This is a genomic window from Microbacterium esteraromaticum (assembly GCF_900163815.1).
Lineage (GTDB): Bacteria > Actinomycetota > Actinomycetes > Actinomycetales > Microbacteriaceae > Microbacterium > Microbacterium esteraromaticum_B.
Window position 1 is genome coordinate 1 of sequence record NZ_FUKO01000006.1, and the last position, 14,452, is coordinate 14,452.

Below are 14,452 nucleotides of genomic sequence, written 5' to 3' on the forward strand. Positions count from 1 at the left end.
ATCATGAGCAGATTTCCCACGATCAGCCGTCAACGATGTGGTGAATTCCGACACCGTTACTCACCCCAGGTAGAACGAGCGCAGTCATGTGAAAATGACTGCGCTCGTTCTGTTTCCGGTGTCCTCCTCGACGGTGCTCGATAGCATCGAAGCATGGCCCCGCACGTTCCCCCTCCGTCCGTTCCGGATTCTGCTCCGACCGGCAGCGAAGAGCGCGGCATGGAGATGTCGATCGAGTCGTTCGAGGAACTCGTAACCGACGAACTCGATAAGTTGCCCGATGACATGGTCGACGGGCTGGAGAACATCATCTTCGTCGTCGAGGATCGCCCCGAGAACGGCGAAGACCTGTTCGGCCTGTACGAGGGGTTCGCACTCACCGAACGCGGGCAGTACGGCATGGGCGAGCTGCCCGACCGCATCATCATCTACCGGCACGCTCATCTGGCAGCTTGTGCCGATGAGGGCGAACTCCGCGACGAGGTGCACACGACACTCGTGCACGAGATCGCGCACTTCTATGGCATCGATGATGAGCAGTTGCACGAATTGGGGTGGGCATGAGCACGCCAGGATCCGCTCCGACGATCGACGAGCAACTGGTCGCGGCGCCCCTCGTGCCATGGCAACTCGTCGTGTGGGATGACCCGGTCAACCTGATGAGCTATGTCACTCGTGTGTTCCGCACCTATTTCGGCTATCCCGAAGAGCACGCGACGCGTCTGATGCTCGCAGTGCATCATGATGGGCACGCCATCGTTGCCACGGGTCCGCGCGAGACCATGGAAGTGCACGCGCAGGCGATGCACGACTATGGTCTGCTGGCGACGATCAGGGAGGTGCCGCAGTGAGCACCGGCGCGCTTGCCCTCCCCCTGGCGCTGATCGAGGGCCACCACCTGCTCGGTCTCGTCGATGACTACATCACGCTGCTCGACGGCACCCGCGAAGATGATCCCGCGCTGGAACGCCTCACGCCGCGTGCGTACGCCGACGATGACGCGGCCACCCTGGAGTTCCGGCAGGCGACCCGCGATGACCTGCTCGATCGCCGGCTGACCGATGCGCTCGAAGTACGAACCTCGCTCGAGGACTTCGACATCGAGATCGACCCGCACTCAGATGCGGCCTTGCGCGAACAGATGATACACATCGAGGCGACCGCGGTCGACACGTGGCTGCGCACGCTGTCGACGATGCGCCTGGTCATCGCTTCTCGCCTGGGCATCGATCGCGATGACACTCACGCGCCGGATGACCCGCGCTTCGGCGTGTACGACTGGCTCGGTTATCGGCTCGACCAGCTCGTCCTGCTCGCCGACGAGTCGGCTTCGCACGGAGACCCGCCGCCGTTCACGGCGTGAAGACCACGATCTCGGCCAGATCCTGGGGCGCATGGCTGGCGATGTGCGCGTCTTCCTGAGCGGCCCACATCTCCCAGTGACCGCGAAATCCGTCTCCGTCGCGCTCCATGGCTCGCCGGCGACGCGACTCTGCCGGGCCGTCCACCCAGACGGTCACGTCGGCGAGACGGGCGGATGCTGCCGTCAGTGCCCCGCATCCTTCCACGATCAGACCGAGCGACGGGTCGACCGCATGGGCCTCGGCCTCTTCTTCCTGCTCCCAGTCCCACCGACGCCAGATGCCGATGACTCCACGCCCGTGCGGGACGAGCACGTTTTCGCGAGCAATCTCGGTGCCCCGCTCCAACCCGCCCCAGCCCGGGTAGATCGAGTCCAGCGCCAACAGCTGCACAGGCGTGCGCAGGGGCCAGTCCCGCGCGACCCGTGCGGCGAGAGTGCTTTTGCCTGCGCCGCTGCGCCCGTCGATTGCCACTACGGGGTTGGATGCCGCGACCGCGAGCACGGCCTCGCAGATGCGCGCAGTCGCGCTGCGAAGTCGCTGATCGAACGGGTCGGGCTGCGGGTTACTTCTTGAGTGCACGGATGACGCGACTCAGCGCGCGACCTGCGACCCAGACGAAGGGCACGGCAACGGCGATCAGCGTGACGAGATTCGGTTCGAACCGAAGCCCCTCCTCACGACGCACGTACACGCCGAGCGGGATGGTGACACCCCCACCCGAGCCGCCTTCGCCCTGCTCCACGGAACCGCCCGCGAACCCGGACCAGACCAGAGCCACCGGAGTCACACTGACGCCATCGATATCCACCTGCTCGCCATAGGCGCTCTTCACCCCGAGGGATGCGGCTTGATTACCCAGTTCCAGTGCAATGTTCGGCATGCCCCCACGCTAGCCGAGCCTGAGCTCCACCGCGACGGTCAATCTCGGCCGAACGGCCGGGGTTTGCCCGGCGCTCCTCGCAGCTCTTGACGACCGACATGGCGCGCACGAGTGATCATTCCGACGCCGAACTTCTCCCTCGCATCGTCCAGCGTGCCCTCAAGGCGCCGGTGATCCTCATCGTCATCCCACAGGGCAGGCGCGCCACCCCCGCTTTCGCGCAGCTTCTCGGCGCGCACACCGACCAGGCGCACAGGGTCGCGACGATCGATCTGATCGAAGAGCGACAGCGCTGTCTCTCCGATCCGCTGGCCGACATCCGTCGGCTCCGGCAGCGAGACCGAACGGGTCAGCGTGCTGAAATCGCTGAAGCGGATCTTGATCGCCACGGTGCCTGAGCACCATCCGGAGGTGCGAAGACGCGCTCCGACGCGGTCTGCGAGGCGCAGAAGCTCGGAGCGCAGCAACTCGAGATCGCTGATATCGCGGTCGAAGGTCTCCTCGTGACCGATGCTCTTCTCCACGCGAGTCGTCTCGACCTCCCGTGCATCCAGGCCGCGGGCAAGGTCCTGCAGACGCCGGCCGAGAGCCGGGCCGACGGCCCGCTCCAACGCGTCCGGCGGTGTCTCCCGAACGTCCCTGACGAGGCGGATGCCGCGGCGATGCAGTGCCTCAACCGCCTTCGGGCCCACGCCCCACAATGCACCGACCGGCCGAGGATCGAGGAACTCCTGCGTGCGGGCGGCGGGGATGATCAGCATCCCGTCGGGTTTGGAGATGGTCGAGGCCATCTTCGCGACGTGTTTGGTCGCGGCGACGCCGACACTGCACGTGATGCCGACCTCGTCTTGCACCCGCCGTCGAATGAGGCCGGCGATCTCGCCCGGACTCCCCCAGAGCCGGCGCACGCCGCGGACGTCGAGGAACGCCTCGTCGATCGACAGCGGCTCTACCAGTGGCGTGATGCTCTCGAAGATGCGCATCACCTGAGCCGAAGCCGCCTGATAGCTGCTGAAGTTCGGAGGCACGACCTTCGCGATCGGACACAGACGAAGCGCCTGCGACACCGGCATCGCGCTGCGTACGCCGTACCGTCGAGCCTCATACGAGGCGCTGGAGACGACGGAGCGTCCGTCCGGCGCTCCGATGATGACCGCCAACCCGCGCAGAGACGGGTCGTGCAATATCTCGACGGCCGCGAAGAACGCATCCATGTCGACGTGCAGGATGCCGGTGCCACTGTCGTCGGCGCCGACCGCCGAGATCAGGCGCCCCGAACCATCACCGCGTCCCATTACGCCATTGTCTCCCGAGGCACCGACACTCCTGCGAAGGATTTACTCGGCGGCGCGGACCAGCACGAGCTCGCGCACGCGCGCAGCATCCGCCTGGCCCTTCATCGCCTTCATGACGGCGCCGATGACGGCACCGGCAGCCTGCACCTTGCCGTCCTTGATCTTCGCGAGAACATCGGGCTGCGCGGCCAGCGCCTCATCGATCGCGGCGATGAGTGCACCGTCGTCGGAGACGACAGCGAGCCCGCGTGACTCGACGACCTCTTCTGGAGTGCCCTCGCCGGCGATGACGCCTTCGAGCACCTGACGCGCGAGCTTGTCGGTGAGGGTTCCGGCATCCACCAGCGACTGCAGCGCAGCGACATCGGCCGGAGCGATCAATGCGCTCGCCTCACGGTCTTGCGTGTTCGCGATGCGAGTGATCTCGCCCGTCCACCACTTGCGTGCGGATGCCGGCGCAGCACCCGCTGCGATGGTTGCCTCGACCTCGTCAATCAGTCCGCCGTTGTGCACGTCCTGGAATTCGAGATCGGTGAAGCCCCAGTCCGCCTTCAGCCGACGCCGCCGCGCGACGGGCTGCTCGGGCAGCGCCGCACGCAGTTCTTCGATGAGTTCCGCAGCCGGCTGCACGGGCAGCAGGTCGGGCTCCGGGAAGTAGCGGTAGTCGTCGGCATCCGACTTCGGGCGACCGGGCGACGTGCGTCCGGTGTCTTCATGCCAGTGCCGCGTCTCCTGCGTGATGGTGCCGCCATCGGCGAGGATCTGCGCCTGACGCTGGATCTCGTAGCGCACCGCGCGCTCGACAGAGCGCATCGAGTTGACGTTCTTCGTCTCCGTGCGGGTGCCGAGCTTCTCCTGGCCGCGCGGACGCAACGAGACGTTCGCATCGCAGCGGAGGTTGCCTCGCTCGAGTCGGGCCTCGGAGATGCCGAGTCCGCGAACGATGTCGCGGATCGTGGCGACATAGGCCTTGCCGATCTCGGGCGCCCGATGCTCAGCGCCGATGATCGGCTTCGTGACGATCTCGACGAGCGGCACCCCAGCACGGTTGTAGTCGACCAGCGAGTACTCCGCGCCCTGGATGCGACCGGTCGCGCCGCCCATGTGGGTGAGCTTTCCGGCGTCTTCCTCCATGTGCGCACGCTCGATGGGAACCGCGATGATCGTGCCGTCTTCCAGCTCGATCTCCACCGAGCCCTCGAAGGCGATCGGCTCATCGGCCTGCGAGATCTGGTAGTTCTTGCCCAGATCAGGGTAGAAGTAGTTCTTCCGCGCGAAGCGGCTCGACTCGGCGATCGTGCATCCGAGGGCGAGACCCAGGCTGATCGCCGAGCGCACCGCGGCAGCGTTGACAACAGGCAACGCACCGGGAAGACCCATATCCACCGGCGCGATCAGGGTGTTCGGCTCAGCGCTGTGGAACTCTTCGTTCGCCGGGTTCGGGGCGTTCGAGAACATCTTCGTGCGGGTGTTCAGCTCGACGTGCACCTCGAAGCCGAGGACCGGCTCGAACATCTCGAGCGCCTTGTCGTAATCCATGAGTTTCGCGGCGGCCATCAGCGCGCTCCTTCCGTGCGTCCCTGAGCCGAGCGCAGAACCGGCGCTCGGTCGAGCAGCGGTGCGCCCCAGGAATCGAGCAGGACAGCTTCGAGCGCTGCGCCCACGCGATACAGTCGGGCATCCTCGCGCGCAGGCGCGACGAATTGGATGCCGACCGGGAGCCCGTCATCGGCAGCGAGCCCCGACGGGATCGAGATGCCGGGGACACCGGCGAGGTTCGCTGGGATCGTGGTCAGGTCGTTCAAGTACATCTGCAGCGGGTCATCGATCTTCTCGCCGATCTTGAATGCCGTCGTGGGCGCTGAAGGCGTGGCGATCACGTCCACCTTCGCGAAGGCGGCGTCGAAGTCCTGCTGAATCAGCGTGCGCACCTTCTGCGCGCTGCCGTAGTAGGCGTCGTAGTAACCAGCAGAGAGCGCGTAAGTGCCGAGGATGATGCGGCGCTTGACCTCGGGACCGAAGCCGGCCTCGCGCGTCGCCGACATCACGTCTTCGACGGTGGCGTTTCCTTCTGGCGTCACACGCAGGCCGAAACGCACCGAGTCGAACTTGGCGAGGTTGCTGGAAGCCTCGGCAGGGTGGATCAGGTAGTAGGCGGCCACACCGTATTCGAAGTGCGGTGCAGAGATCTCGATGATCTCGGCGCCATGCGCCTGCATGAGTTCCAGCGACTCGCGGAACGACGAGGCCACGCCGGGCTGGAAGCCGGAGTCGGGCAGTTCGCGAACGATGCCGACCTTGAGTCCCTTCAGCACCTGACCGGTTGCGCCTTCGCGCGCTGCCTGGGCGAACGACGGCCAGGTGTCAGGCAGTGACGTGGAGTCATTCCGGTCGTACCCGCCGATCACGTCGTGGAGCAGACCGGCGTCGAGGACAGTCCGCGAGACCGGGCCGACCTGGTCGAGGCTGGATGCCATGGCGATGGCACCGTAGCGGCTCACGCCGCCGTACGTGGGCTTGATGCCGACGGTTCCGGTGACATGCGCGGGCTGACGAATCGACCCGCCCGTGTCCGAGCCGAGCGCAATGGGAGCTTCGAAGGCGGCGACAGCCGCCGCAGAGCCACCACCGGAGCCGCCGGGGATCCGGTCGAGGTCCCATGGGTTGTGCGTCGGACCATAGGCGGAGTGCTCGGTGGACGAACCCATCGCGAACTCATCCATGTTGGTCTTGCCCAGCGGCACGAGGCCAGCCGCGCGCGAGCGCGCGACCACCGTCGCATCGAAGGGCGACATGTAGCCCTCGAGGATCTTCGAACCGCTGGTCGATGGCTGATCGGTGGTGACCAGCACGTCTTTGATGGCCAGCGGCACGCCAGCCAGCTCGCCGAGGCTGTCACCGGCGGCGCGGCGCGCGTCGATCGCAGCGGCGGCGGTGAGGGCGTGCTCGTTCACGTGCAGGAAGGCATGCACGTCGCCGTCGACGGCCGCGATGCGATCAAGGTGGGCCTGGGTGGCTTCGACGCTGGAGATCTCTCCCGCGGCCAGTTTCGCGCCGAGTTCAGCGGCGTTGAGGCGGATGATGTCGCTCACTGTTCTTCTCCCAGGATGGCGGTGACGCGGAAGCGGCCGTCGGCAGCATCCGGTGCGTTCTGCAGCACCTGCTCCCGGGTCAGCGGCTCACCCACTTCATCGGGTCGGAGGACGTTGCTCATCGGGATGGGGTGACTTGTGGCGACGACGTCGTCGGTCGCCACCTCAGACACCTTGGCGATGTTGTCGACGATGGCGTCGAGCTGACCAGTCAGCTGCGTCACTTCGGCGTCGGTGAGTTTGATACGCGCGAGCACGCCGAGATGGCGCACGAGATCGGGGGTGATTTCAGACACCACCACAGTCTACGAGAGCGCGTCCGACTCGCTGACGCATAGGCTGTGCAGGTGATGATGTTTGAGCCTCCGCGCCCCTGGATCGACAGCTACGCCGAGGGGGTGCCCACGGATCTTGCGCCTGTCTCCGGCTCTCTGGTGGACATCGTCGATGCATCGGTGCGGGATTATCCCGATGCGCCGGCGCTGCAGTTCTTCGGCCGCGAGACGAGCTACCGAGCCATGCAGGATGCCATTGATCGCGTGGCAGGCGGGCTCCGCGATCTCGGTGTGGGCGCCGGCGATCCGGTGGCCATCGTGCTGCCGAACTGCCCGCAGCACATCATCGCGTTCTACGCGGTGCTGCGCCTGGGCGCCGTCGTCGTCGAGCACAATCCGCTGTACACGGCGCGAGAACTGCGCAAGCAGTTCGAGGATCATGGCGCCAAGCACGCGATCGTCTGGAGCAAGGTCGCGCAGACGATCCAGGAGTTCCCCGCTGATCTGGCCATGACGAGCCTCATCTCGGTGGATGTCACCAAGGCCATGCCGCTGGCGACTCAGCTGATGCTGAAACTGCCCATCGCGAAGGCGCGCGAGTCCCGCGATGCGCTGACCGCTCGCGTGCGGGGTGCGATCAGCTGGGACTCGATCGTGGCATCCACTCCCCTGCCGGCCTCGCACCCGCGTCCGCAGACCGATGATCTCGCCATCATCCAGTACACGTCCGGCACCACTGGTACACCCAAGGGCGCTGCCCTCACTCACCGAAACCTGCTCGCGAATGCCGCGCAGGCGAAGGCCTGGGTGCCCTCTATCACTCGGGGCGACGGCTGCGTCGTCTACGCCGTGCTCCCCATGTTCCATGCCTACGGACTCACGCTGTGTCTCACGTTCGCGATGTCGATGGGGGCCCGGCTGGTGCTGTTCCCCAAGTTCGACCCGGACCTGGTGCTCGAGGTCGCCAAGAAGCACCCGGCAACGTTCCTCCCCCTCGTGCCTCCGATCGCCGAGCGGCTGCTGGCCGCGGCGAAGGAGAAGGGTGTCTCCCTGGCGGGCACCGAAGTCGCCATCTCCGGTGCGATGGCCCTCGACCATGAACTGGTCGTTCCCTTCGAAGAGGCCACCGGCGGCTACCTCGTCGAGGGATACGGACTCAGCGAGTGCTCACCCGTGCTGATGGCGAACCCCGTCGCCGCCAATAGGGTCGCCGGTTCGGTCGGGCTGCCACTGCCGGGAACGGAGTGCCGGGTGGTCGACCCGGAGAACCCAACGGTCGACGTCCCCACCGGCACGGCGGGCGAGCTCGTCGTGCGCGGTCCGCAGGTCTTCTCGGGTTATTACGGCAAACCGGAGGCGACGGATGCCGTCTTTGCCGACGGCTGGTTCCGCACCGGCGATATCGTCACGATCGATCAGACCGGCTTCGTGCGGATCGTCGACCGGATCAAGGAGCTCATCATCACCGGTGGCTTCAACGTCGCCCCGACCGAGGTGGAGGGTGCGCTGCGTCAGCACCCGGACGTACTGGATGCCGCGGTGGTGGGTCTGCCCAGCGAGCACTCCGGTGAAGAGGTCGTCGCCGCGGTCGTGGTCGAAGCCGGTGTGGATGTCGACGTCGATGCGATCCGCGAGTTCGCTCGCACCATCCTCACGCCTTACAAGGTGCCGCGTCGCCTGTTCATCGTGGATGAGCTGCCGAAGTCTCTGATCGGCAAGGTGCTGCGCCGCGAAGTCAAGGAGAAGCTGATCGGATTGACCTCCGGGAGCTGAACGACCAGCAGTCTCCCATCCGTAGGGACTATCGTTGGCAGGTGACTGCTGACAAGACCCCCGCTGCCGAGCCTGCCCTCGACGCCACCGCTGAGACCACTCAGCCCGCTGCCGAAGAGAGCGCGAAGCCCGGCTTCGACGACCTCGGCATCACCGGCCCTGTTCTGAAGGCCATCCGCGACCTCGGCTATGAGACGCCCTCCCCCATCCAGGCCGCGACCATTCCGCTTCTGCTGCAGGGGCGCGACGTGCTCGGCACGGCGCAGACCGGCACAGGCAAGACCGCGGCGTTCGCGCTGCCGGTGCTCGAGAATCTCGACCTCGGCCAGAAGACGCCGCAGGTGCTCGTTCTGGCCCCGACCCGCGAACTCGCCCTGCAGGTCTGCGAGGCTTTCGAGTCGTACTCGGCTCGCATGAAGGACGTTCGCGTACTCCCTGTCTACGGCGGACAGGCGTACGGCGTGCAGCTCTCGGCTCTGCGCCGGGGCGTGCACATCGTTGTCGGCACACCAGGTCGCATCATGGACCACCAGGCCAAGGGAACCCTCGATCTCTCGGAGCTGAAGTACCTCGTACTCGATGAGGCCGATGAGATGCTGAAGATGGGCTTCGCGGAGGACGTCGAGCAGATCCTCGCCCAGACTCCGGCGGACAAGCAAGTAGCACTGTTCTCAGCGACGATGCCCGCCACCATCCGCCGCCTCGCGCAGCAGTACCTGAATGATCCCGAAGAGGTCGCGATCACGGGCAAGACCACGACCAACCAGAACATCACCCAGCGCTACCTGGTCGTCTCGTACGCGCAGAAGGTGGATGCTCTCACCCGCATCCTCGAGGTCGAGAACTTCGACGGGATGATCGTCTTCGTCCGTACGAAGAACGAGACCGAGACACTCGCCGAGAAGCTGCGTGCCCGCGGCTATTCCGCTGCGGCCATCAACGGAGACGTGCCGCAGGTGCAGCGCGAACGCTCGGTGAACCAGCTGAAGAACGCCAAGCTCGACATCCTGGTCGCCACTGATGTCGCCGCACGCGGCCTGGACGTCGAGCGCATCAGCCATGTCGTGAACTTCGACATTCCGACTGACACCGAGTCTTACGTGCACCGCATCGGTCGCACCGGCCGCGCCGGTCGCACCGGCGACGCAATCAGCTTCATCACGCCGCGCGAGCGCTACCTGCTCAAGCACATTGAGAAGGCGACCCGCCAGCAGCCCGTCCAGATGCAGTTGCCCACCACTGACGATGTCAACTCCACGCGCCTGGCGCGTTTTGACGATGCCATCACGGCCGCCCTCGGAGAGACCTCGCGGATCGAGGGCTTCCGCGACGTGATCGCGCACTATGTCCGCAACCATGACGTTCCCGAGACGGATGTCGCCGCTGCCCTCGCTGTCGTCGCGCAGGGCGAGACGCCGCTGCTGCTCGACCCCGCCAACGATGCACTGTCGAGGACCGTCGAACGCGACAATCGTCCGCAGCGTGACCGCGATGACCGTGGCGATCGTGGGGACCGCGCACCGCGCGAGCGTCGCAACCGCGGTGACTACGCCGCTTACCGGATCGAGGTGGGCCGTCGTCACCGCGTCGAGCCGCGTCAGATCGTCGGCGCACTGGCGAACGAGGGCGGCCTTGGCCGCGACGACTTCGGTGCGATCGCCATCAAGCCAGACTTCTCGGTCGTCGAACTGCCGGTCAACCTCGACCCCTCGGTGCTCGACAAGCTGCGTGACACGCGCATCTCAGGTCAGCTGATCGAGATCAAGCCCGATCGTGGCGTGCCCGGCCGGCGGAACTCGCGCGACGACGAGCGCGGCGGCGGATACTCGAAGGGCCCACGCGATGGCGGCGGGCGCGATGGCGGCTACCAGCGTGATCGCGGCGGCTACCAGCGCGACGACCGCGGTCACGCCAGCTCGCCTGCGCGCAAGCCCCGGCACAAGAGCAGCTGAGGCTGAGGCACAGGCAGGCATCCTCAAGGCATCGTTCAGCCATGAGAGCAGTGCACGTCGTCGTGCGCGGACGGGTCCAGGGCGTCGGGTTCCGCTGGTTCACGCGTGAAGCCGCGAACGCCCACGGCGTGACCGGGTGGGTGCGCAACCTCCCCGACGGAAGCGTGGAGGCGCTGCTGTGCGGTGCGGACGCCGAGGTGGATGCCGTGCTCGCGAAGTTGCGCACCGGGCCGCCGTTCGCGCACGTTGATGACGTGGGAGTATCGGATGCTGAGGATTCCCAGCTGCGGGAATTCGAGATCCGGCGCTGAGCGCGTGCGCAGGGGCATCAGAGTTCGAGGCAGAAGTGGTGCGTCGTCAGTTGCCCAGTGCCTCCGGCCCCTCGGTCACCAGTACGTGGAACTGCGCGGCATCCAGAATCCGCACGCCGAGTTCCTCGGCTTTCGCGAGCTTGGATCCCGCGCCGGGCCCCGCAGCGACGAAGTCTGTCTTCTTCGAAACACTGGAGGCCGCTTTGCCGCCGGCGTTGATGATCGCCTCCTGTGCACCGTCGCGCGTATAGCCGTCGAGCGAGCCGGTGGCGACCACGGTCAGTCCCTCGAGCACACCGCCCTCCGAGATGGCAGCACCGGGACCAGGATGCCCAGGGGTCGCCCATTGCACACCAGCGGCCGTCCACTGCTCGATGATCTCGACGTGCCAGTCGATCTCGAACCAGTCCAGAAGCGAGTCGGCGATGATCCCGCCCACGCCCTCAACGGCGGCGAGCTCATCGCGGCTAGCGTTCTGGATGGCGTGCAGTGACCCGAACCACTGCGCGAGCGCACGCGCCGCGACCGGGCCGACATGCCGGATGTTCAGGGCCACAAGCAAGCGCCAGAGCTCTTTCGTCTTGGCCTTCTCGAGCTCATTGATCAGAGTCAGCGCCTGTGACGACGGCTGCGGCCCCTCCATGCCCTGCTTCTTCTCGGCACTGGTGGGATTGCGGCGGAACGGCGACCTCATCTTCACCACGCCATCGTCTTCTCTCGGAAGACCGGTCTCGGCGTCTCGAACGATCACCTCGATCGGGACGAGCTGCTCCAGGGTGAGCGAGAAAAGGCCCGCTTCGGTCTCGAGCGGTGGCTCCGACGGACTGGTCGGCTGTGTGAGCGCGGCGGCAGTCACTTCACCGAGCGCGTCGATATCGAGCGCGCCTCGTGATCCGACGTGCTCGACACGCCCGCGCACCTGCGCCGGGCAGGACCGCGCATTCGGACAGCGCAGATCGATGTCGCCTTCCTTCATCGGCCGCAGCGGCGTGCCGCACTCAGGGCAATCCACTGGCATCACGAACTCGCGCTCGGTGCCGTCGCGCCTATCAGCGACCGGCCCGAGCACCTCAGGAATCACATCGCCGGCCTTGCGAAGCACGACCGTGTCACCGATCAGCACGCCCTTGGCCTTCACCACATCCTTGTTGTGCAGCGTCGCCTGACGCACGACAGATCCTGCGACATGCGCTGGTTCCATGACCGCAAAAGGCGTGGCCCGGCCGGTACGGCCGACGGAGACGACGATGTCGAGGAGTCTGGTCTGCACCTCTTCCGGCGGATATTTGTAGGCGATCGCCCATCGCGGCGCCCGACTGGTCATTCCCAGTTCATCGTGCAGCGCCAGCTCATCGACTTTGACGACGATCCCGTCGAGCTCATGCTCGACATCGTGCCGGTGTTCGCCGAAGTAGCCGACGAAGGCGGAGACCTCGTCGACGGTCTGGAACACCTTCGTGTGCGGACTGGTGGGAAGCCCCCACTCTGCGAGCAGCTCGTACACCTCGCTCTGGGCGCCAACGGGCGGATTCGGCCAGGCTCCGATGCCGTGCACATAAAGCGAGAGCGATTCGATGCGCAGCATGCCGGCCTCGAGTTCGAGTCCGCTCTTCTTGTCTATCTGCTGGCGCAGACCGCCGCTGGCTGCGTTGCGCGGGTTCGCGAAGGCGGGAAAGCGCCGGGCGGCCGCCGTGCGCGCCCTGTCGTGGTCGAACGGCCTCTTCGCACCGCTGCGTGCCTGCCATCGCTCCAGCGCGTCAGCGTAGGCGCGCTCGCGGAAGGCTGCCTGTGCGGCATTCAGCCGCTCGAACGCGGCGACCGGTATGAACACCTCACCGCGCACCTCGACGATCTCCGGGTGCCCTTCTCCGGTGAGCCTCTCGGGAATATCCCTGAGCCGCAGTGCATTGTCGGTGACGATCTCGCCGACGCGCCCATCGCCGCGGGTCGCCGCGGAAGTGAGAATGCCGCGCTCATAACGGAGATTGATCGCGAGCCCATCGATCTTCAGCTCCGTCAGCCAGGCCACGTCGCGCCCCGCTGCAGCGCGGGTCTTCGCCTCCCACTCCCGCAGCTCGTCGAGTGAGAACACGTTGTCGAGGCTCAGCATCCGCTCGGCATGCTCGATGGTCGCGAGGCCCGTAGCTTCAGCCGCGCCGACCATCTGCGTCGGCGAGTCCTGCCCCTGCAATTCGGGATGCAGTCGCTCCAGCTCTTCCAGTCGGCGCATCCACTCGTCGTACGTGGCGTCATCGACCACCGAGGTGTCACGCCCGTAGTAGGCGTCCTTCGCCTCGAGGATGCGCGTGATCAGCGCCTCCGATTCGCGGCGGGCGTCAGACAGCGAGATGTTCTCCGGCACAGCACGAGTCTACGAGGGGCCGTCGACATCGAGTGCGATGACCGCGGATCAGGCGTCGACCGGAACCGCCGATACCGTTGTGTCGATCGTGAACTGGCCGAGAACTCGGGTGCCCACGTAGATCACCGCGCTCTGTCCGGGCGCGACGCCATCGAGCGGTGTCTCCGGCACGACCCGGACGCCGTCGGATGAGACGAACGCGCGAGCGGGCACCGGATCGGCGTGCGCACGGATCTGCACTTCGCATTCGAATTCTGGCGCTTTCGGTGCGGGCCCGGCCCACGAGAACCGCTGTCCGGAGATCTCGGCGATCGCCAGCGCCTCTTTGGGGCCCACCACGACGGTGTTCGATACCGGTCGCACCTCGAGCACGAAACGGGGTTTGCCATCGGCCGCCGGCACGCCGAGCTTCAGGCCACGACGCTGACCCACGGTGAACGCGTGCGCACCCTCGTGGGTGCCGACGACAGAACCTGTGCGATCGACGACCTCGCCGGTGGCTGTGCCGACCTTCTCTGCCAGCCAGCCGCGGGTGTCGCCGTCGGGGATGAAGCAGATGTCATGACTGTCGGGCTTCTGCGCAACGGTGATGCCCCGCTGCTCCGCCTCTGCGCGCACGAGCGCCTTCGACGGGGTCTCCCCCAGCGGAAAGTACGTGTGCGCGATCTGGTCGGCGTTCAGCACGCCGAGCACGTACGACTGATCCTTCGCCGAGTCGGATGCACGATGCAGCTCGAGCCCATCGCCGGAGTCGATGAGCGTCGCGTAATGACCTGTGCACACCGTGTCGAAGCCGAGCTCGATGGCGCGCTCCAGCAGCGCCGCGAACTTGATCTTCTCGTTGCAGCGCAAACACGGGTTGGGCGTGCGGCCCGCTTGATACTCGGAGATGAAGTCCTCGATGACGTCCTCGCGGAACCGCTCCGAGAAATCCCACACGTAGAACGGGATGCCGAGCAGATCTGCCGTGCGACGGGCATCGAGAGCATCTTCGATCGTGCAGCATCCGCGGCTTCCGGTGCGCAGTGTGCCGCCGGCGCGGGAAAGCGCGAGGTGCACGCCGACGACATCATGACCGGCATCCACTGCGCGGGCAGCCGCTACCGCAGAATCGACGCCACCGCTCATCGCCGCCAGAACTCGCATGG

General features: G+C 66.3%; 14 protein-coding genes. 6 read left to right on the plus strand and 8 right to left on the minus strand.

Features of this window, described 5'->3' with window-relative positions; all coding sequences use genetic code 11:
* Window positions 1-219: 219 nt before the first annotated feature.
* Genes FM104_RS01430 through FM104_RS01440 form a run of 3 tightly spaced genes read left to right on the plus strand, consistent with a single transcriptional unit; the run spans window position 220 to window position 1,363 of the window.
* Window positions 220-564, plus strand: a complete 345-nt coding sequence (locus FM104_RS01430; protein ID WP_087129681.1) for a metallopeptidase family protein — start codon at window positions 220-222, stop codon at window positions 562-564.
* On the plus strand, window positions 561-851 hold the full coding sequence (clpS, locus tag FM104_RS01435) for an ATP-dependent Clp protease adapter ClpS (RefSeq protein ID WP_087129682.1): 291 nt from the start codon (window positions 561-563) through the stop codon (window positions 849-851). Before FM104_RS01430 ends, clpS begins: the two co-directional genes overlap by 4 nt.
* Entirely contained in the window at window positions 848-1,363 is a 516-nt protein-coding gene (locus FM104_RS01440) for a DUF2017 family protein (RefSeq protein WP_087129683.1), read from the plus strand. Before clpS ends, FM104_RS01440 begins: the two co-directional genes overlap by 4 nt.
* Here the strand turns inward: FM104_RS01440 and FM104_RS01445 are convergent.
* Genes FM104_RS01445 through gatC form a run of 6 tightly spaced genes read right to left on the minus strand, consistent with a single transcriptional unit; the run spans window position 1,353 to window position 6,927 of the window.
* Window positions 1,353-1,943, minus strand: a complete 591-nt coding sequence (locus FM104_RS01445; RefSeq protein WP_256971463.1) for a hypothetical protein — start codon at window positions 1,941-1,943, stop codon at window positions 1,353-1,355. The two genes, FM104_RS01440 and FM104_RS01445, sit on opposite strands and share 11 nt — an antisense overlap.
* Complete coding sequence (locus FM104_RS01450; RefSeq protein ID WP_087129684.1) at window positions 1,927-2,244, minus strand: hypothetical protein; 318 nt, start codon at window positions 2,242-2,244, stop codon at window positions 1,927-1,929. Before FM104_RS01450 ends, FM104_RS01445 begins: the two co-directional genes overlap by 17 nt.
* Before the next feature lie 38 nt (window positions 2,245-2,282).
* Window positions 2,283-3,539: a DNA polymerase IV gene (gene dinB / locus FM104_RS01455; protein WP_087129685.1), complete on the minus strand. Its 1,257-nt coding sequence runs from the start codon at window positions 3,537-3,539 to the stop codon at window positions 2,283-2,285.
* A gap of 42 nt (window positions 3,540-3,581) precedes the next feature.
* A complete protein-coding gene (gene gatB / locus FM104_RS01460; protein ID WP_087129686.1) occupies window positions 3,582-5,096 on the minus strand; it encodes an Asp-tRNA(Asn)/Glu-tRNA(Gln) amidotransferase subunit GatB in 1,515 nt (504 codons plus the stop codon).
* Window positions 5,096-6,631: an Asp-tRNA(Asn)/Glu-tRNA(Gln) amidotransferase subunit GatA gene (gene gatA / locus FM104_RS01465; RefSeq protein ID WP_087129687.1), complete on the minus strand. Its 1,536-nt coding sequence runs from the start codon at window positions 6,629-6,631 to the stop codon at window positions 5,096-5,098. The genes gatB and gatA overlap by 1 nt, the downstream gene beginning before the upstream one ends.
* On the minus strand, window positions 6,628-6,927 hold the full coding sequence (gene gatC, locus FM104_RS01470; protein WP_087129688.1) for an Asp-tRNA(Asn)/Glu-tRNA(Gln) amidotransferase subunit GatC: 300 nt from the start codon (window positions 6,925-6,927) through the stop codon (window positions 6,628-6,630). Before gatC ends, gatA begins: the two co-directional genes overlap by 4 nt.
* 54 nt (window positions 6,928-6,981) lie before the next feature.
* Here gatC and FM104_RS01475 point away from each other — a divergent pair, with 54 nt between their 5' ends.
* The 3 genes from FM104_RS01475 to FM104_RS01485 are packed head-to-tail and all read left to right on the plus strand — an operon-like array spanning window position 6,982 to window position 10,942.
* Window positions 6,982-8,679, plus strand: a complete 1,698-nt coding sequence (locus FM104_RS01475; RefSeq protein ID WP_179206631.1) for a long-chain-fatty-acid--CoA ligase — start codon at window positions 6,982-6,984, stop codon at window positions 8,677-8,679.
* A 41-nt stretch (window positions 8,680-8,720) separates the two neighbouring features.
* Window positions 8,721-10,631: a DEAD/DEAH box helicase gene (locus FM104_RS01480; RefSeq protein ID WP_087129689.1), complete on the plus strand. Its 1,911-nt coding sequence runs from the start codon at window positions 8,721-8,723 to the stop codon at window positions 10,629-10,631.
* 41 nt (window positions 10,632-10,672) lie between these two features.
* Window positions 10,673-10,942, plus strand: coding sequence for an acylphosphatase (locus tag FM104_RS01485; protein WP_087129690.1), 270 nt, complete (start codon window positions 10,673-10,675; stop codon window positions 10,940-10,942).
* 46 nt (window positions 10,943-10,988) lie between these two features.
* Here the strand turns inward: FM104_RS01485 and ligA are convergent, their stop codons facing one another.
* Window positions 10,989-13,304, minus strand: a complete 2,316-nt coding sequence (gene ligA, locus FM104_RS01490) for an NAD-dependent DNA ligase LigA (protein ID WP_087129691.1) — start codon at window positions 13,302-13,304, stop codon at window positions 10,989-10,991.
* Between the two features lie 48 nt (window positions 13,305-13,352).
* Window positions 13,353-14,450 carry a tRNA 2-thiouridine(34) synthase MnmA gene (gene mnmA / locus FM104_RS01495; protein ID WP_087129692.1) on the minus strand — a complete coding sequence of 366 codons (1,098 nt, stop codon included), beginning with the start codon at window positions 14,448-14,450 and terminating at the stop codon, window positions 13,353-13,355.
* Window positions 14,451-14,452: the final 2 nt, after the last annotated feature.